Source organism: Paenibacillus sp. sgz302190 (genome assembly GCF_059820445.1).
On the sequence record NZ_JBZYAO010000035.1, the window covers coordinates 73,021 to 91,795 of the forward strand.

General features: G+C 54.3%; 13 protein-coding genes. 12 read left to right on the forward strand and 1 reads right to left on the reverse strand.

Annotated features, from left to right (window positions below; all coding sequences use genetic code 11):
• Positions 1 to 116 precede the first annotated feature (116 nt).
• From AC6RNO_RS28450 to AC6RNO_RS28460, 3 genes are read left to right on the forward strand one after another with little or no spacing between them, the layout of a single operon-like run.
• Positions 117 to 2,261 carry an ATP-binding protein gene (locus AC6RNO_RS28450; RefSeq protein ID WP_497107555.1) on the forward strand — a complete coding sequence of 715 codons (2,145 nt, stop codon included), beginning with the start codon at positions 117 to 119 and terminating at the stop codon, positions 2,259 to 2,261.
• Positions 2,230 to 2,934: a response regulator gene (locus tag AC6RNO_RS28455; protein ID WP_474685695.1), complete on the forward strand. Its 705-nt coding sequence runs from the start codon at positions 2,230 to 2,232 to the stop codon at positions 2,932 to 2,934. The genes AC6RNO_RS28450 and AC6RNO_RS28455 overlap by 32 nt, the downstream gene beginning before the upstream one ends.
• A 20-nt stretch (positions 2,935 to 2,954) precedes the next feature.
• Positions 2,955 to 3,425, forward strand: a complete 471-nt coding sequence (locus AC6RNO_RS28460; RefSeq protein WP_474685693.1) for a DUF6884 domain-containing protein — start codon at positions 2,955 to 2,957, stop codon at positions 3,423 to 3,425.
• Between the two features lie 104 nt (positions 3,426 to 3,529).
• Here the strand turns inward: AC6RNO_RS28460 and AC6RNO_RS28465 are convergent, their stop codons facing one another.
• Entirely contained in the window at positions 3,530 to 3,700 is a 171-nt protein-coding gene (locus tag AC6RNO_RS28465) for a hypothetical protein (protein ID WP_474685691.1), read from the reverse strand.
• 197 nt (positions 3,701 to 3,897) lie between these two features.
• Between AC6RNO_RS28465 and AC6RNO_RS28470 the strand changes: the two genes are divergently transcribed.
• The 9 genes from AC6RNO_RS28470 to AC6RNO_RS28510 form a co-directional block, all read left to right on the forward strand.
• Positions 3,898 to 5,286, forward strand: a complete 1,389-nt coding sequence (locus AC6RNO_RS28470) for a mandelate racemase/muconate lactonizing enzyme family protein (RefSeq protein WP_488436978.1) — start codon at positions 3,898 to 3,900, stop codon at positions 5,284 to 5,286.
• 169 nt (positions 5,287 to 5,455) lie between these two features.
• Entirely contained in the window at positions 5,456 to 8,044 is a 2,589-nt protein-coding gene (locus AC6RNO_RS28475) for an Ig-like domain-containing protein (RefSeq protein ID WP_497107556.1), read from the forward strand.
• A 485-nt stretch (positions 8,045 to 8,529) separates the two neighbouring features.
• Entirely contained in the window at positions 8,530 to 9,684 is a 1,155-nt protein-coding gene (chvE, locus tag AC6RNO_RS28480; protein ID WP_474685685.1) for a multiple monosaccharide ABC transporter substrate-binding protein, read from the forward strand.
• 226 nt (positions 9,685 to 9,910) lie between these two features.
• Positions 9,911 to 11,452 carry a multiple monosaccharide ABC transporter ATP-binding protein gene (mmsA, locus tag AC6RNO_RS28485; protein ID WP_474685683.1) on the forward strand — a complete coding sequence of 514 codons (1,542 nt, stop codon included), beginning with the start codon at positions 9,911 to 9,913 and terminating at the stop codon, positions 11,450 to 11,452.
• Positions 11,452 to 12,615 (forward strand): multiple monosaccharide ABC transporter permease, encoded by a 1,164-nt coding sequence (mmsB, locus tag AC6RNO_RS28490; RefSeq protein WP_474685681.1) that lies wholly within the window; start codon positions 11,452 to 11,454, stop codon positions 12,613 to 12,615. Before mmsA ends, mmsB begins: the two co-directional genes overlap by 1 nt.
• An 81-nt stretch (positions 12,616 to 12,696) precedes the next feature.
• Positions 12,697 to 13,713, forward strand: coding sequence for a substrate-binding domain-containing protein (locus tag AC6RNO_RS28495; RefSeq protein ID WP_474685787.1), 1,017 nt, complete (start codon positions 12,697 to 12,699; stop codon positions 13,711 to 13,713).
• A complete protein-coding gene (locus tag AC6RNO_RS28500; RefSeq protein ID WP_497107557.1) occupies positions 13,703 to 15,604 on the forward strand; it encodes a histidine kinase in 1,902 nt (633 codons plus the stop codon). Before AC6RNO_RS28495 ends, AC6RNO_RS28500 begins: the two co-directional genes overlap by 11 nt.
• A gap of 2 nt (positions 15,605 to 15,606) precedes the next feature.
• A complete protein-coding gene (locus AC6RNO_RS28505) occupies positions 15,607 to 16,818 on the forward strand; it encodes a response regulator (protein WP_497107560.1) in 1,212 nt (403 codons plus the stop codon).
• Positions 16,819 to 17,258: 440 nt separating this feature from the next.
• Positions 17,259 to 18,775: S8 family serine peptidase (locus AC6RNO_RS28510; protein ID WP_497107558.1), on the forward strand; the 1,517-nt coding region annotated here is incomplete at its 3' end.

Consider the following 18,775-nt stretch of genomic DNA (forward strand, 5'->3'; position numbering starts at 1 on the left):
CGCAGATCGCGGTTTCTTTTTGTGAATTTTGCTCGGTTTTTGTCGTTTTTTCTTGTTCGGGTTCGCGAGGGATGCTAAGCTAAAAAGATAAAGAAACGGCATGTGGAGATTGAACGATGAGAGGATTCTTTTTGCTGACGGTTGCGCTTGGACTGTTCCTGTTTGCGTGTCCGGCAAGCGCCAAGGATGAGCCCGTCCGGTCGCCCGGCATGGTGGACCTGTCCGGCATGGACGTCGCTCGCATGAGCAATATGGCGCTTGAAGGCGACTGGGAGTTTTATTGGGAACGGCTTTTGAGCCCCAAAGATTTGCAAAGCGGCGACCGCCCGCAGCCCGTGTACGCCCATGTTCCGTCCCAATGGGGGGCTTACCGGATCGGGGGCAAGGTTTTGCCCAATCAAGGCTATGCGACTTACAGGCTGATCGTCAAAATGCCGGAGTCCGGGGAGCAACCATCGATGGGGCTGTACGTGCGCGGCGTTGCAACCGCCTACCGGCTGTGGATCAACGGGCATGAAGAAACGGGCAACGGCGTCGTCGGAACGTCCCGGGAATCGATGGTGCCCGTCAATTACCCGAAAGTCGTCTATTTTCAACCGAAACCCGGCGATAACGAGCTGGTGATCCAGGTGTCCAACTTTGTTCAGCGCAAGGGAGGCATTTGGGAATCGATCCGTCTCGGCAATGCGGACTCTATCGGCCGCGAGCGCACCACCCGGTTTTCCTCGGAACTGTTCGTTGTGGGCGGCCTCCTCGTGATGGGCCTTTACCATGTCAGCCTATACTTGTTCCGCAAAAAGGATTGGTCGCCGCTCTACTTTGCCGGGCTGTGCTTTGCCGTATCGGCCAGAATCGTGCTGCTGGGCGAGGCGACTGGGCTTTACCTATTCTCGGGCATCCGCTGGGAGACCGCCGTGAAAGCCGAATATATTTCCGCATTTTGCGGGCTGCTGATGCTCGTCTTATTTATCCACAACGAATATGAGAGAGGCAAGCGTTCGTTTGCGGTAACGGCCTCGTATGTCGTGCAGGGGTTGTTCATCGCCCTTGTTTTGTTGACACCGGCCCGAGTCTATACGCTGCTGATGCTGCCGTATCATTTGTTGGTGGCGGTGCCCATCCTCGTTTATACATTGGTCATATACGTGCGGGCTTTTATGCAAAAGAAAGAAGGCTCCGCATATAATTTGGTCGGATTTGCCGCATTCGGCCTGTCCGCCGGCCTTGATATTTTGTTTTTCAATCAGGTGACGGCGATCGGGGATTTTACACCGTACGGAATTTCGCTTTTCCTGTTTACGCAATCGCTCAATATCTCGTCCAAATTTTCAAGAACGTACCGTCATGCGGAATCGTTGACCGTACAGCTGCAATCGATCAACGAATCGCTGGAGCGGACGGTGGAAGCGCGGACATTGGATTTGCAGCTGACGAACCGCCACCTCGAAGAGGCGAACGAAGAGCTTTCCCGCATGGCCAAATTCAGGCAGCGTCTGCTATCTGATATCTCGCATGAGCTGGGGACGCCGCTTACGACCATCAGGGGGTACTCCAGCGCCATGCTGGACGGTGTCATTACGGACGATTATTTGAAATATATCCGGCGCATTTACGAGCGGACGTATCTCATGGAACGACTGATCCATAACGTCACGGAATTGATGAAGCTGGAAACGCGGCAAGTCCGCTTCGATTTCCAGCAGATGGAGGCGGTGCCCTTTTTGCGCAAGCTGTATCATCTGTATGAATCGGAGCTGCCGGATCATGCGGTGCACGGGGAGTTCCGGGAATCCGGCGAAGCGGCCGAGCGGGGGCTTGCGGCTGTCATCGCCGCCGATCCGATCCGTATCGAGCAGGTGATCGCCAATCTCCTGTCCAACGCGCGCAAGTATACGCCGGCCGGAGGGCGGATCACTTTTGAAGTCGAGGCTCATTATACCGGCCGGCCGGAAGGGGAGGTCACAGTGCGGGTGATCGATACCGGGCCGGGTATTCCTGCGGAAGCGCAGGATCTTGTATTCGACCGGTTTTACCGCGTGAACGAAGGGAAGACGGCGGGATCGCGGGGGAGCGGCCTGGGGCTTTCCATCAGCAAGGAAATTATTTTATATCATAACGGCCAAATGGGGCTGGCACATGCGCGGGAAGGCGGGAGCATCTTTTATTTCACGCTTCCGGTGCAGTGGATGGATCAAGCGGAGGCTGACGCGTTGAGAGGAGGCACAGGAGATGGGAGATCAGGTTCTGTTCGTGGAGGATGACGCCGATATTCGGGAAATCGTAACGATGTATTTGCACAAAAACGGCCTTGCCGTGGATGTTGCCGGCGACGGCGCATCGGCTTTGCGGCTGTTTCATGAGAAATCGTACGATCTGCTGCTGACGGACATTTTGCTGCCCGACCTGCTTGGAACCGAGTTGGCGCAGCGCATTCGCAAGCAATCCAGCCTGCCGATCATTTTCATCAGCTGCAAGCAGGATCCGCAGGATGTCGTGGACGGGCTTGAGCTCGGAGCCGACGACTACATCACCAAGCCGTTCGAGCCGAATGTCGTCGTCGCCCGCGTGAAGGCGCAGCTGCGGCGATTCCGCGCCGGGATGCAGGAATCCGGCCAAAGAACGAGGCTGGCCTGGCAGGACCAATGGCTGCGGATCGATCCGGACAATTACGACATTTACGTGGACCGGCAGCGCATCACCCTGTTCGCCAAGGAGCGGCAGCTGCTGTTGTTTTTGGCTAACCGCCCCAATCAGGTGTTCAGCGTCGAGCATTTGTACGGGCAGATTTGGGGCTGGGACAAGGCCAGCGATTTGCGGACGGTCATGGTTCACATTCGGATGCTCCGCAAAAAAATCGAGCGGGACCCGGCGGATCCCCGGTACATTGTGACCGTACGGGGCTTCGGCTACAAATTCGTATGGGCAAATCCTTAATCGGAACGGGAGATGGGCGAATGGAGCGCCGGACTGGCGGGAGGCTATGCATCATGCTTTGCGGAGCCAAAAAAATATGGGATAAGGATGGCGCCGGTACAGGCCCCTACCCTGCGGAACAAGTGTACATCGGGGCTTTGCACAAGAAGTGCCAGGCGTACGCCAAGCTGTTTTTCCCGCAGTGGGTCATTCTTTCGGCGAAGCACGGCTTTCTTTTTCCGGAGGACCGGGTTCCCTCCAATTATGACACGGCGTTCGGCACGAAAAGTCCCGATCTTATTACTATGGCTGAGCTGCGGTCCCAGGCGGTGGAGAAGGGGCTAGATCAGTGTGGTGAAATTGTGATGCTGGGCGGCAAAAAGTTCACAAAAATCATTCCGGAAGTGTTCGGAACGAACACAACGGTCACCTATCCGCTCCTCGGCAGCAAAGGTATCGGCCATATGCTGCAAAAGCTCGATCAGGCCATTGCGGCCGGGCGGGAGTTGTAGCTTGTCTTGCGTTTTTGCCGTGCGCCCCGCCCCGGCCGTACGGCACAAATAACGCCCCGCGCGGTGCGCAGAGCGTGGGGCATTCTCCAGATATGTAGAGAAAGCTATTTGTGAACGCCGCATTTTTTTGCCAGCGTCGGCCAGGTCGAAACGAACATGTTTTCCCACTTGTCTTCGGGCAAAACTTTGATCCATCTTGCGATTTGATCCAAACCCATTTCGCACAGTGTGTCCATGACTTCCTGCTTCTCTTCGATTCCCCGTGTTGCCAACATGTTAAACCACCTCAATCGCATAGTTTCAAACAAATTATGTATATGCGGGATAGGATGCATATGTGACGAATTGCAGAAAAAATCCAACAAAATGATAAGTTTACCGCGCTGAAAAGCGGAGCGCTTTCCGTTATCGTAGTTAGTGAGAAAGGGAAGGGCTTTGGAGGCCTGACCCGCTAACAAAGGAGCGGAACGCGATGCAGCGGCATACGGAAACTTATGAACAAACTCTTGCGCATGTAAATACACACTCGGCGCCTTCGCAGCTGCGCATTACCGATATTCGCTTCGCCGATATCACAGATGCGCCCATGCACTGCAGTCTGATCAAGGTGTACACCAATCAGGGAATTGTCGGTTTCGGAGAGGTGCGCGACGGCGCGGACAAAGTGTATGCCCAAATGCTCAAAAGCAGGCTGCTCGGCGAGAACCCGTGCCAGATCGACAAGCTGTTCCGCCGCATCAAGCAGTTCGGCGGCCATGCCCGGCAGGGCGGAGGCGTGAGCGGCCTGGAAATTGCGCTGTGGGATATCGCCGGCAAAGCTTACGGCATCCCCGTGTACCAGATGCTGGGCGGCAAATTCCGCGACCGCATCCGCATGTACTGCGACACGGACGCAGGCGCCAAAGACAGCGGAACGGCAATGGGCCAAGCGCTGAAGCTGCGGATGGAGCGGGGCTTTACGTTCCTGAAAATGGACCTCGGCATCGGCCAGATCATCCACGAGCCAGGGACGCTCAGCGCTCCGCTGGGCTATTTGCAGGAGATGCAGGAAGCGGCGCGGGCTTATTACGCCGCCAGAAAAGCCGGCGGCGAGGCGGATGACGAGTACCGCAGGCTGCGCAGCCGGAATTACGATGCGTTCAACGTCGCGCATCCGTTTACGGGCATCCACGTCACGGAGAAAGGACTGGAGCTGCTGGAGCAGTACGTGGCCGAAGTCAGAGCCGTTATCGGGTACGAAGTGCCGCTGGCGATCGATCATTTCGGCCACATCGGCGTGGAGGACTGCATCAAGCTCGCCCGCCGGATCGAGAAGTACAATCTCGCCTGGCTCGAGGATATGATTCCGTGGCAGTATACGGATCAGTACGTGCGGCTGGCGCGCGAGAGCCGCATCCCGATTTGCACGGGCGAGGATATTTTTTTGAAAGAGAATTTCAGGCCGCTGCTGGAAGCGGGCGGAGTTTCCGTCATTCATCCCGACCTGCTTACGTCCGGCGGCATCCTTGAGAACAAAAAGATCGGCGATATGGCGCAGGAGTACGGCGTGGCGATGGCCGTGCATATGGCCGAAAGCCCTATCGCCTGCATGGCCGCCGTCCACAGCGTAGCGGCGACGGAAAATTTCCTCGCGCTCGAATATCACTCCGTCGACGTGCCCTGGTGGGACGATCTTGTGAACGGGCTGCCCAAGCCGATTGTGAACCAGGGCTACATCGTCGTGCCGGACAGCCCGGGGCTCGGCATTGAATCGCTCAATGACGAGGTCATCCGCGAGCACCTGCACCCGCGCATCCCGGGCCTCTGGGAGCCGACCCCGGAATGGGACCACTACTGGGGAAACGACCGTTTGTGGAGCTGACGGGCTCCGCCGGGGACGATGCGGGACATCGTCGGAGCGTCGGAATGGGAACGAGACGGGCCGTCTTGCAGGCGGCCTTTTTTTTGCTATTCACATTTGGAAGCCTCATGCCGATATACCATGTAAAGATATACCATTTTTATGATGTTAACTTGGAGGTACGCGTAGGATGAGGCTCAGACTCAGCAGATGGTTATTGATCGCACTTATTTTCATGGTGGCAAGCAATTCGTGGTTAACATGGACTGCAGAAGCCGCGGATAGTATTTCCAAACTGGTGCTCAGCAAAAACGAACTGACGCTGCAGGTCGGAGATACTGCGACTCTCACAGCGACTGCGGTGTATACCAGTGGAACGACGGAAACGGCAACGGTCAAAACGGACTGGAATTCCGGCTCTTCGGACATTGCTACCGTATACGCCGGCGTAGTGACCGCCAAGAGCGAAGGAAAGGCCGTCATTACCGCGACATATTTGGGCAAAACGGAAATCGTCAACGTTACGGTTACCAAAAAAGTAAAATCGCTCACCAAAGACAAGCAATCGCTGGATTTGCGGCTCGGCAAAAGCGAACAGCTGCTGATTACGGCGTATTACGACGACGGCACAACGGAAGATGTGACGAGCAAAGCCGACTATTCGATTAGCGAAAGTTCGATCGTCACCGTGACGAACGGTCTGGTGAAAGGGCAAAGCCCGGGCTCGACGCTGGTTACGATTAAATATGCGAACCAGACGTTGACCCTGCCGGTTGACGTTGAGATCGTAAAGCGCGTCGATGCGGAAAAATCGAACGTGTCGCTGCTTTTGAACGGCACCCAGAAAATCAAGCTGATGGCGACTTATCCGGACGGCACGGTCGCCGACGTATCGGCTGACGCCGAGTGGACCTCCGACAAAGAATCGGTCGCCGACGCCCTCAAAGGCACGATTACCGGCTACGGAGCCGGTACGGCGACGATTACGGCCAGCTACGGCACGAAGTCGACGACAATCAAGGTCGATGTCGATGCTACGCTGAAGCTGGATTTGGACAAACAGGACTTGCTGCTCAAGAAAGGTACGACAGGGAAGCTTAAATTGACCGCAACTTATGCGGACGGCACGATAAAAGACGTAACGGATATCGCGGAATGGACTTCGAGCAACAGCAACGTGTATGTGACCAAAGGTATTCTTAGCGCAAATAGCATAGGCGAAGCGGTGATCACCGCCAAATACGGGGACAAAAGTGTAACGGCCAACGTTGACGTCGAAGTTCCTCGCAGACTGGAAGTGAACCAGGATCAGGTATCCATGCAGGCGGGCAAAACGCAGCAGTTGACTTTGACCGCAACTTTTGCCGACGGAACGACCAAGGATGTAACGAACGATGCTGCGTGGACGGTGGACAACGATTCCGTCGCTTATGTCAACAAAGGGAAAATCACCGCGTACAAAGCCGGATCGGCCAAAGTGACGGCTACTTACAGCGGCAAGACGACAACCACGAAAGTGGAAGTGGACATCCCGAATCAAATCAAGCCGAGCAAAAAAATCGTCAACCTCCAGGCGGGCGGTTTCGAACAAATTACTTTGACCGCTGTGTACAAAGACGGAAGAGAAGAAGACGTCACTTCAAAAGCGGACTGGACCTCCAGTTCCGACACGATCGCGGAAGTTAGCGGCGGGTACATCACGGGGCTTGCTACAGGCTCGGCCACGGTAACGGCCAAATACGGCAGCCGGACCGCAACTGTTCAAGTATCTGTCGGAGTGTTGAAAACGCTGGTGGCCGACCAAGAGAAACTGATTTTGAAAAAAGGCAACACGGCCTCGGTTAAATTGACTGCCACCTACACGGACGAAACAACAAAAACCGTAACTTCGGATGCAATCTGGTCAACTTCGAACGCTAATATAGCTACCGTTTCATCCGGTACCATCAAAGCGATCGCTTCGGGCGAAACGACGATCACGGGTCAACTGGACAGCAAGACCGTTACAATTACGGTTCAAGTGGATATGGCTAGCGCGCTTGCGGCAAATCCGATGAACATTGTGATGGATCTCAATGAAACAAGATCGATCGTACTGACAGCAACGGATCTGGTCGGGGCCGATCGAGATGTGAGCAGCGAAGCCGATTGGAAAACGAGCAACAGCGCAGTCGCGCAAGTGTCCAAAGGGAAAGTAACGCCCGTTGCCAGAGGCAAAGTGACGATTACTGCAACCTTCGGGGGCAAAAGCGTCAGCATTCCGGTCGAAATCGGCGTCATTTCAAATTTGGAGGCGGATCAGCGCTTCGTTGCCCTGAAACGCGGCGGGCAGGTGCAGCTTAAACTGACGGCAACTCTGTCGGACGGAACGCAGAAAGATGTGACCAATTCCGCAAGCTGGAAATCGCAAAATTATAAAGTTGCCGATGTGAAAAACGGATTGGTGTCGGCCATCGGTTCCGGTAAAACGCTGCTGACCGCTACCTTCGGCGGCAGAACGATCACGGTTCCCGTTGAGAACGACGTGCTGAAATATTTAAAAACGGATGTCGTCAAAGTCGAGCTCCAGGAAGGTAAAACCTATCAGGTAAGCGCCTTGGCTACGTACAACGACAGCTCCGAGGATGATGTTACCAAACCTGCTTTATGGACCTCATCCAACATTATGGTCGCCGATGTCAAAGACGGGCTGATTAAAGCTACGGGTAAAGGCTCAACCAAAATTACCGTAACTTACTCCAATATGAGAACGACGGTTGTCGTAACCGTCACGAAATAAAAGATAAGGCTTCTTGGCCCTGTACGGGGCTGGGAAGCCTTTTTTTGTCGCCGCATCGAGTCGGGGGAAGGTGGTTTATGGGGCGGCGCAGCCGAGGGAGGAGCCGAGGGTGTGACTTGACAAGCGGAATGATAAGCAGCTTGAAAATCCGCAAAGCCTGCAAAAGTGCAGGCTTTTTCTAAAGAAACGGCTAGTTTGGGCGAAAAGCCTGCGATTGTGCAGGAATTTCCCTTCATGCTGGCCCGATCCCTACGTTACAGCGGCAAAAACCTGCACATTTGCAGGGATTTTTCATTGCAGGCGCACCAACGAGCAAAAAGATGTACTTTGGCAGGCTTTCTGCACGCCATGCTCACTGACGCGTCTTTTTGCGCTGCCGTGAACTTATGTTTATTTTTTATAAAAAACAGTAGTTTCCGTGAAAAGACGGCCGTGGGTTTCCGTTTTATACTCGAACTACACCAAAATGGAGAGGGGTAGTTGAAGTGAAGAAGATTGTATCCGTATTCATCATGTTAGCGGTGGTGCTTGTGATGGCAGCCTGCGGCAATGGAAGTGGCAGCAGCGGCGGCAGCGGGGATGCCGGGAAGGCGACGGCAGCGCCCGAGTCCACGAAGGCGGCGGCCGAAACGAAGACCGCGGCTAAAGCGGAGGGCAAGGTGGGCATTTCGATGCCGACGAAATCGTCGGAGCGCTGGGTGAGCGACGGTGCGAATATGGTGAAGGAAGTCGAAAAGCTCGGCTACAAAGCCGATTTGCAGTACGCGGAGGACATCGTGGAAAACCAGGTGTCGCAGATCGAGAACATGATCACCAAAGGCGTGAACATTCTCGTCATCGCGCCGATCGACGGCGAATCGCTGACGGACGTGCTGAAAAAAGCGAACGCCGCCAAAATCAAGGTGATCGCATACGACCGCCTGATCAAAAAGAGCGAATTCGTCAGCTATTACGCGACTTTCGACAACTTCAAAGTAGGAGTGTTGCAAGCTTCCTACATTGAGCAAAAGCTCGGCCTCAAAGACGGTAAAGGTCCGTTCAACATCGAGTTGTTCGGGGGATCGCCCGACGATAACAACGCATACTTCTTTTTCGACGGGGCGATGTCCGTGCTGAAGCCATACATGGACAGCGGCAAGCTCGTTGTACGCAGCAAGCAAACGTCGATGGAGCAGGTGGCTACGCTTCGTTGGGACGGTTCCGTCGCTCAATCGCGAATGGATAACCTGCTCAGCAAAAACTATTCGTCCGAAAAAGTGCACGCTGTCCTGTCCCCTTACGATGGCATCAGCATCGGCATTATTTCTTCCCTGAAAGGCGTCGGCTACGGCGGTGCCGATAAACCGATGCCGGTCATTTCCGGCCAGGACGCGGAGCTCGCTTCCGTGAAATCGATCATCGCCGGCGAGCAAACACAAACCGTGTTCAAAGATACGCGCGAGCTCGCGAAAAAAGCGGTAGCTATGGCGGATGCTGTGCTTCAAGGAAAAGAAGCCGAAGTCAACGATACCAAAACGTATAACAACGGCGTGAAAGTCGTACCTGCATACCTTTTGGAGCCAGTATCTGTGGATAAGTCCAACTACGAGTCCATTCTCGTCGGCAGCGGCTACTACAAAAAAGAGCAGCTGCAAAAATAAGGGGCAGCGTCTTGACAGGATGCGGCGGCCGCCAGCTAAAGGTTGCCGTCGTGTCCGTTCAAGGGGCTCGCCCGTCCCGCAGCGTGAGCCTGCGCCCCCGCGCCCTTTGCGGCGGCACACGCTCTGACCGGGCCCCCGTCACCCGCACTCGATCTTCGCGCCCTTTTGGCCCGGGCCGAGACGGTCCCGCGGAACTATGTCACACGAAGAAAGTTTGGTGAAAAGCATGAGCAGGACGGATTCGATTTTGGAGATGCAAAACATAACGAAGACGTTTCCCGGCGTGAAGGCGCTGGAGAATGTCAATTTGCAGGTCAGGCACGGTGAAATTCACGCCCTGCTGGGAGAGAACGGCGCCGGCAAATCGACGCTGATGAAAGTACTCAGCGGCGTGTATCCGCACAGCTCCTATAGCGGGGATATTCGGTTCGACGGCAAGCTCGTGGCATGCAAGGACATCAAACAAAGCGAACAACTAGGGATTGTCATCATTCATCAGGAATTGGCGCTGATTCCCTATTTATCTATAGCGGAAAATATTTTTCTCGGCAATGAGCAGAGCCGGCGCGGCATTGTCGACTGGAACGAAACGATCGTCCGAACGCGGGAACTGCTGGACAAAGTCGGTCTGAACGAATCGCCGAATACGCTCATTTCGAGCATCGGTGTGGGCAAGCAGCAACTGGTCGAGATCGCCAAGGCGCTGTCGAAAAAAGTGAAGCTGCTCATCCTGGATGAGCCGACGGCTGCGCTCAATGAAGAGGACAGCGACAATCTGCTGAACCTGCTGCTGGAGTTCAAGAAGCAGGGCATCGCGTCGATACTCATTTCACACAAGCTGAATGAAATCTCCAAGGTGGCCGATTCGATCACCATTTTGCGGGACGGGCAAACGATAGAGACGCTGGACGCAAGGAGCAGCGAGGTGACGGAGGACCGCATCATCAAGGGCATGGTGGGGCGCGATTTGACGCACCGTTATCCCGTGCGGGAGCCGAGAATCGGAGAGCCTTTTTTTGAAGTGAAGGATTGGAATGTGTACCATCCGTCGCAGGAAGACCGCAAGGTGCTTGACCGCATCAATCTGCATATCCGGCGCGGCGAAATTGTCGGCATTGCGGGATTGATGGGCGCAGGGCGCACGGAGCTGGCGATGAGCATTTTCGGCAAGTCGTACGGCAAGAAGATCAGCGGGCACATTTACAAGGATGGGCAAAAAATAACCGTTAACACCATTAATCAAGCGATCGGGCACGGAATCGCCTATGTGACGGAAGACCGGAAAAATTACGGATTAATTTTGATCGAGGACATTAAACGCAACATTTCGCTCGCCAGCTTGAAGCAGCTGTCCAAAAGGCTGGTCGTGGACGAAAACCGGGAAATCGTGGAAGCGGAGAAATACCGTTCGCTTATGAACATCAAGACGCCAAGCATCACGCAAAAGACGGTGAATCTGAGCGGCGGGAACCAGCAGAAGGTCGTCCTGGGCAAATGGATTTTGGCCGGTCCGGATCTGCTCATTCTCGATGAGCCTACGCGCGGGATCGACGTCGGAGCCAAATATGAAATTTACACGATCATCAATCAGCTGGCGATGGAAGGCAAGGGCATTCTGCTCATTTCCTCCGAACTGCCGGAAATTCTTGGGATGTGCGACCGCATTTATGTGATGAGCGAAGGGCGTTTGACCGGCGAACTGCCCAGGGAAGAGGCGACACAGGAGAAATTGATGCGATATATGACCGGAGCGGGAGGAGAAGCGTAATGCAAACGCTGGGCAAATTGTTCAAAAGCAACATCCGGCAGTACGGGATGATACTTGCTTTACTTTTAATCACCTTATTGTTTCAAATTTTAACGGACGGCATTTTGTTAAAGCCGTTAAATGTTACGAATCTGATTTTGCAGAACAGCTATATTTTGGTGCTGGCCATCGGGATGCTGCTCGTGATCATAACGGGCAATATCGACCTTTCGGTAGGCTCGGTCGCCGCTTTTGTCGGAGCGGTTTCGGCCATTATGATGGTGGAGATGAAAATGCCGTTCGTGCTGGCACTCGTCATTTCGCTCTTGATCGGGGCGCTGGTGGGGGCCTGGCAAGGTTTTTGGGTCGCCTACGTGAAAATTCCATCGTTCATCGTAACGCTGGCAGGCATGCTGCTGTTCCGCGGCTTGACGATGATCGTCCTGAAGGGGCAGTCCATTGCGCCGTTTCCGCAAGCTTTTCAAAAAATCAGCTCCGGCTTCCTGCCCGATCTTCCCGGCACGAGCACAATTCACGTGCTGACGCTGATCATCGGCGCTGTGCTGTCGCTTGTTTTTGTGTGGAAGGAATGGAAGGCTCGCCGGACGCAAATCAAATACAGCTTTGAAGTTATGCACGGAGGGCTGTTCGCTGCGAAACTGATTGCGATCGTCGCCGTCATCAACGTGTTTACTTATGTGCTGGCTACGTACGAAGGCATTCCGAACATTCTTGTTCTGCTTTTTGTCCTCGTCGTCATATATACGTTTGTGATGAACCGCATGGTGATGGGCCGGCACATTTATGCGCTGGGAGGCAGCGAGAAGGCGGCGAAGCTGTCCGGCGTGAAAACGAAGCAAGTCACGTTCTGGGTATTCGTTAACATGGGCGTGCTGGCGGCGCTGTCAGGGCTTGTTTTTGCGGCAAGGCTGAATGCGGCCACGCCAAAAGCGGGCGTCAACTTCGAGCTGGATGCCATTGCGGCCTGCTTCATCGGCGGCGCTTCGGCGACCGGAGGGATCGGCAGCGTCATCGGAGCGATCATCGGCGGCCTGGTTATGGGCGTCATGAACAACGGCATGTCGCTTGTCGGCCTGGGCATTGACTGGCAGCAGGGCATCAAAGGGCTCGTCCTTTTGCTTGCCGTAGGCTTTGATATTTACAACAAGTCGAAAACCGCTTGACCGTCTGCGCAAAATTAGCCTGCGGGCGATGGTACCGCTTGCTATAATTGAGGCATAGAAGGATCAAGCGAGGTGGATACGTTGAAAAAGCTCTTGATGATCTATGCTGCGCTCATTGCAACGTTTTTGCTGTTTTTGTATGTGTACGATTTTCGCGAGGCTTCGCGGCGGTCGGCGGATTCGATGTACAGCGGGCTGCACGGCGATATCGGGGAAAAATACGTCATGGTCAATTTCCAGTCCGGCATCGATTACTGGAAAAGCTGTCTGAAGGGCTTTGAGGACGCGGCGAACGTGCTGAACGTATCCGTCGAGTACCGTGGTGCTACGCAGTACGACGTCAATGAAGAAAGAACGGTGCTGGAGCAGGTGATTGCCAAAAAGCCCGCAGGCATCGCCGTATCCGCGATCAATCCCGACGAGCTCATCGTCTCGATCAATAAAGCGGTGGAGGCCGGCATTCCGGTCGTGCTGTTCGATTCGGGGGCTCCAAAGAGCAAAGCTTACTCTTTTTTGGGCACGGACAATTATGACGCGGGCGTCAAGGCGGCGCATCAAATGGCGGCGTTGACAGGCGGCAGCGGCAAAGCCGCCGTCATCACGCTGCCCGGCCAGCTCAATCATCAGGAGCGGACGCGAGGTTTTCAGGATACGATTCGTACCGAGTATCCGGGCATGCAGATCGTTGCCGTGGAGGACGGCAAAGGCGATCAGTTGGTTTCCGGCGGCGCGGCCCGGGAACTGCTCGGCGAATATCCCGATTTGGCCGGGATATTCGCCACGGAAGCCAACGGCGGCGTAGGCGTCGGCGCTGCCGTCCGCAGCGCGAACCGGCTGCCACAGGTGAAAATCATCAGCTTCGACACCGACAAGGGGACGCTGGATATGGTCAAAAACGGCGTCATCTCGGCGACGCTGGCGCAGGGAACGTGGAACATGGGCTACTGGTCGCTTATGCAGCTTTTCCACCTGAAGCACGAGATCGTGCAGCCGATCGCCGACTGGCAGCATTCGGGCGTTCCGCTAGTGCCGACCTACGTCGACACCGGCATTTCGATCGTTACGCAGCAGAACGTGGACAACTACTATGCGAAATAACGGCGGACAGTCCCGAACCAATGTAAAGCGGTTGCAAACGGTGCGCTGGTTCCAGCTGAATAACTGGCCGATCCGGTATAAATTGATCATGCATTTTTTGCTGATCAGCATGCTGCCCGCCATTTGCCTGGGGGTGCTGATCGACTGGGCGACCGATACGATTATCGAAAAGCAGGTGAACGACCACACCTCCCAACTGATTGGTAATGTTAACAAGTCGCTGGAGTTTTACGCTGGCAATTTGCAAAATATGACCTATTTCATTTCGTTCAACCCGCAAATCAAGCGGTTTTTGTACAGCAGTGTCAAGCAGCCCGAATCGGAAATGTACGATATGCGGAAGTTTTTGCAGGGCTTTACGACGTTATATACCGAAGTCGCGGGTGTTTTGGTGGTGAACGCGAACGGCGAATACATCAGCAATGAAATGTATGCGCGTACAAGCCGCAGTTTGACGGAGGAGCAGTGGTACAAGGAAGCCGTTGAGGAAAAAGGGATTTTCAAGCTGCTCGGCCATCCGGCCGGCCGGAACGTTACAACGCATGTCAACTACAAAGACGAAGATGTTGTCTCAGTCGTCAGGGCGATCGTGGACCCGGAAACGCAAAATGTCCAGGGCGTCGTGCTGATCGACCTGAAGCTGCGCGTTATTGCCGAGACGGTCAAGGACGTCCACCTCGGCAAGTCGGGTTACCTGACGGTGATCGACGATCAGGGCGACAGCATCTACACGCCGCCGCACCCGATCGTCGGCCGGATCGATCTGAAATGGACGCAGGACAATCCGTCCGGTGTATTTTCCAAGGTGATCGACGGGCAGCGGGTGCAGTTTATTTTCCGCAAATCTCCTTTTACGAACTGGACGACCGTCGGCGTATTTTCAACGAAAGAAACCGTTATGGAAGTGCGGGAAATCCGGCTGTATCTGATCATTTTCATCTTTGTCGCCTGTCTGCTGGGCATCGCCGCTTCCTCCTACTTGTCGTACACCATATCGAAGCCGATTTGGCAGCTGATGTCTTTCATGCGGAGGGCGGAGGACGGGAATTTGTCGATCCGCTTCAAAGACGGGCGCCAGGACGAGGTCGGCATGCTGGGCCGCAGCTTTAATGCGATGCTTTTGCAAATTACGAAGCTCATCGGCATTGTGGAAGAGGAACAGCGGAAAAAGCGGGAGGCTGAGCTGCGCAGCTTGCAGGCGCATATTAAGCCGCATTTTTTGTACAACACGCTGGATACGATCCAGTGGCTCTCGCGCAAAAGCGGTGCGCACGAGGTGACGGAAGTCGTGGAATCGCTGTCCCGGCTTTTCCGCATCGGCCTCAGCAAAGGCAATGAAATGATCCCGCTGGCCGAGGAGATCGCGCACATCCAGAGCTATCTGACGATTCAAAAGACGAGATACCGGGATAAGCTGAACTACAGCATCGATATTGACCCGAGGCTTGACAACTTGTATGTGCTGAAAGTGATTTTGCAGCCGATCGTGGAGAACGCCATCTATCACGGCATCAAGGAGCGGCGGGGCCCCGGCAGCATTGCGATCCGCGCTTATTGGGAGGATGAGCGGGTGGTGATGGAAATTGCCGACAACGGCGCCGGCATGCCGGAGGAGACGCTCGCCAGATTGCGCCGATCCCTGTCCGGATCGGCCACTGAGGCAGGTGAACCCTCGCCGGGCGCCACCGGGGGATTCGAGTCCCCATCGAACGCCGCCAGGGGAATTGGGCTTTCATCGGCTTCCGGCGAGGGGTACGGGCTGCTTAACGTGCAGGAGCGGCTCCGGCTCGCATACGGCGAAGCCTATGGCGTTCACATGACGAGCGAGCGCGGGCAGGGAACGAAAGTGACGATCATTCATCCCGTCATTCGAAGGAGGGAGGCGATGTGAGCATGCAGCGAGCATGGAAAGTTCTCATCGCGGACGACGAACCGAACATCCGGGAGGGCATTCGCGACTGTGTCGACTGGCCGCGCCTGGGCCTGGAGGTTGCCGCCGAGGCGGAGGACGGGGAAGAGGCGCTGGAGCTCGCTTTGGCGCATCGGGCGGACATTATGCTGGTCGATCTGAATATGCCTATTATGAACGGCATGACTTTAATCGGCCATATCAAGGAGCAGCTTCCCGCGTGCAAAATCATCATCATCACCGGGCACGACGAATTCGCCTACGCGCAGGAAGCGATCCGGCTTAACGTCGACGATTACATTTTGAAGCCCGTCAACCCGCAGCAGCTCTGCGAGGTGCTGGACAAAGCGGCGAAACGGCTGGAAACGTCGCTCAAAAACGAGGAACATCTGCTGATGGCCTCCAAACAGATTGAGCGCAACTTTTCGCTGCTCCGCGAGCGGTTTTGCCTGGAGTGGATCGAAGGCGAGCTCAGCGAGGGCGAAATCGTGGAGCAGCTGACCTTCCTGAACATGCCTGCGGCCGCTCCGGCGATGATCGGCGTCATCCGCTGGCCGGGCGTTTCCAGAGGCAAGGAACTGCTGTCCGAAAAGGACCGCCAGCTGTACCTGTTCGCGATTGAAAATATCGTCGAGGAGATCTTGCAGCCGTACGACGGGATGGTAAAATTCCGCGATCACATGGGGATGCCGGTCGTGCTGCTGTGGCAAAAGGCCCCGGAGAGCGTCGCACTGCAAATCGATCGGGCCATTTCCGCATATTTGAAAATAAGCACCGTCTCGGCCTTCCTTCCCGTAACCGGCGATGTGACTTCGCTCGCTTCCGCCTACCAGCAGGCGAGGGCCGAGGCCTACAAGGAAACCCGGCTGTCCCCGTTCGTCCGCTCGGCCAAAGAGATCATCGGCAGGCAGTTCGCCAATCCCGACCTGACCCTCGAAGGAGTGGCGAACGATCTGAAAGTGTCGCCAGTGTACCTAAGCCGCGTCTTTAAGCAGGAAACCGGGATCTCGTTCATCAGCCTGCTCACCCAGACGCGCATCAAGCACGCCATCCACCTGCTCACATCGACCGACCTGCCCATCGTGATCATCGCCGAACAAGTCGGCTACGAGTCCCAGCACTACTTCAGCACGGCGTTCAAAAAAGTCGTCGGCCTCCCACCCAATCAATACCGCAAGGAGGGGGCGGGGGTTTAAAAAGGGGGAGGCATAGCCGCCAGAGGGGCCGTGCTTGGCTTGGCGCGAAGAAAGCCTGCAAAAGTGCAGGCTTTTGCCCCTTCATGCGCCTGCCCCGCGCAATTCCTGCAATTGTGCAGGCTTTTCGCTGCGCGAAGGGGCTCAGGTCCCCTTTCGCCGAAAATTCCTGTACATTTGCAGGCTTTTCGGCAAAATGAGCCATTTTCGCGGAAAATTCCTGCACTTTCGCAGGCTTTCCCGTTGGCCAGGTCTGCCGAACCGGGACCCCGACTTTCGCAGACCGCCTGGAAAAAAGCACAGCTTATCGGCTGTGCTTTTTTGATTTTATTTTATCCAATGCGACAAATGTTCTTATTGATCGACATTTTTCGATAAAGCCAATCCAGCTTGAAAGTAGTATTCTTGTTGCTGTGGGTATTTTTGTCATAGAAAGGAGTTTCATGGAACTGAATCGTTCCTGGGTTGGAGATCGGAAATCATTCGAAGAAGGGATCGTGTTCAAAGTGCTAAAAAAACTTTCAATGTTTTGCCTTGCCCTCATTGTATCCGTTGTTCTGGTGCCGATGGGAAGCATTGAGGCTGCGCCACAAAAACCCGGTGGGGAGAAGCGCTATGTCGTAACATTCAAAAGTAAAGTAGATGCCAAGGTCATTCAAAAATCAAAAGGCAAGCTGAAAAGAGAACATAAACGCGTTCCGACCGCGGCTGTTACGCTGGATGCGGCAGAGGTCGAGAACCTGAAAAAAGACCCGTCCGTCGCATCGGTGGAGCCGGATATTTTGCTGCAATCAACGGCTCAAATCGCGGATTGGGGGATTACCGCGACTCAAGCGACTTATGCGTGGAACAACGGTTTTACCGGAAAAGGCGTTAAGGTAGCCGTGCTCGATTCCGGCATTTCGTTGAATCATGAGGATTTAACAGTTGCAGGCGGGGCGTCATTCGTTGATTATACAACCTCGTATGACGACGATTTCGGGCATGGTACGCATGTAGCGGGTATTATCGGCGCGAAAAACAACGATGTCGGAGTCGTCGGCATGGCGCCGGATGCATCGCTATACGCCGTAAAGGTGCTGAATTCACGCGGAGCGGGTTATTTATCGGATGTGATCGCCGGTATCGATTGGGCCATTGACAATAAAATGGATATCGTCAATCTCAGCTTTGCGACAAGCATTGATTCACCGGCGTTACACAATGCGGTTGATAAAGCATACTCCAGCGGATTGCTGGTGGTGGCATCGGCAGGCAACGCGGGGAATGCGGAAGGATCGGGAGATACGATTCAGTACCCGGCCAAATACAGCTCGGTAATATCGGTCGGGGCCGTCGATCAGAACAACCAGCGTGCGCCGTTTTCATCGACGGGCAGCGAGTTGGAAGTTGTTGCGCCAGGAGTCGGAATCACGAGTACGTATCTGAATAATGGATACACATCGCTTAGCGGTACGTCGATGGCTGCGGCTTTTGTGACGGGGGAAGCGGCGTTGTTGAAAGAAAATGATCCAAAACTAGTTAGTTCTACACTACGTGAGAAACTAGATAAAAACACAATTGATTTGGGGCCTTCTGGAAAAGACTTTTTAACCGGTTATGGTTTAGTTAATCCAGCAAACAATGGAACCTCATCTATTCCAGAAAGTTTAACGCAGAATCCATCTGTGACAAAGGGAGTATACGATAGTGTCTATGGAAATGTATATCTTTACAATGCATCACTATCACCATTAATAGTAAAAAAATATACTGATTACGATTATAATACCGAAAACAATGTCTCTCGAACAGTTGATGTTACCGGAGTATGGCCAAATTTACAAAATGCAAAGTCTATCAGCTATAATCAAAACGAAGGAGGATACCCGGAATATTATGTACTATATAGCGATAATACAGTAAAGAAAAAATATACTGATTACGATTATAATACCGAAAACAATGTCTCTCGAACAGT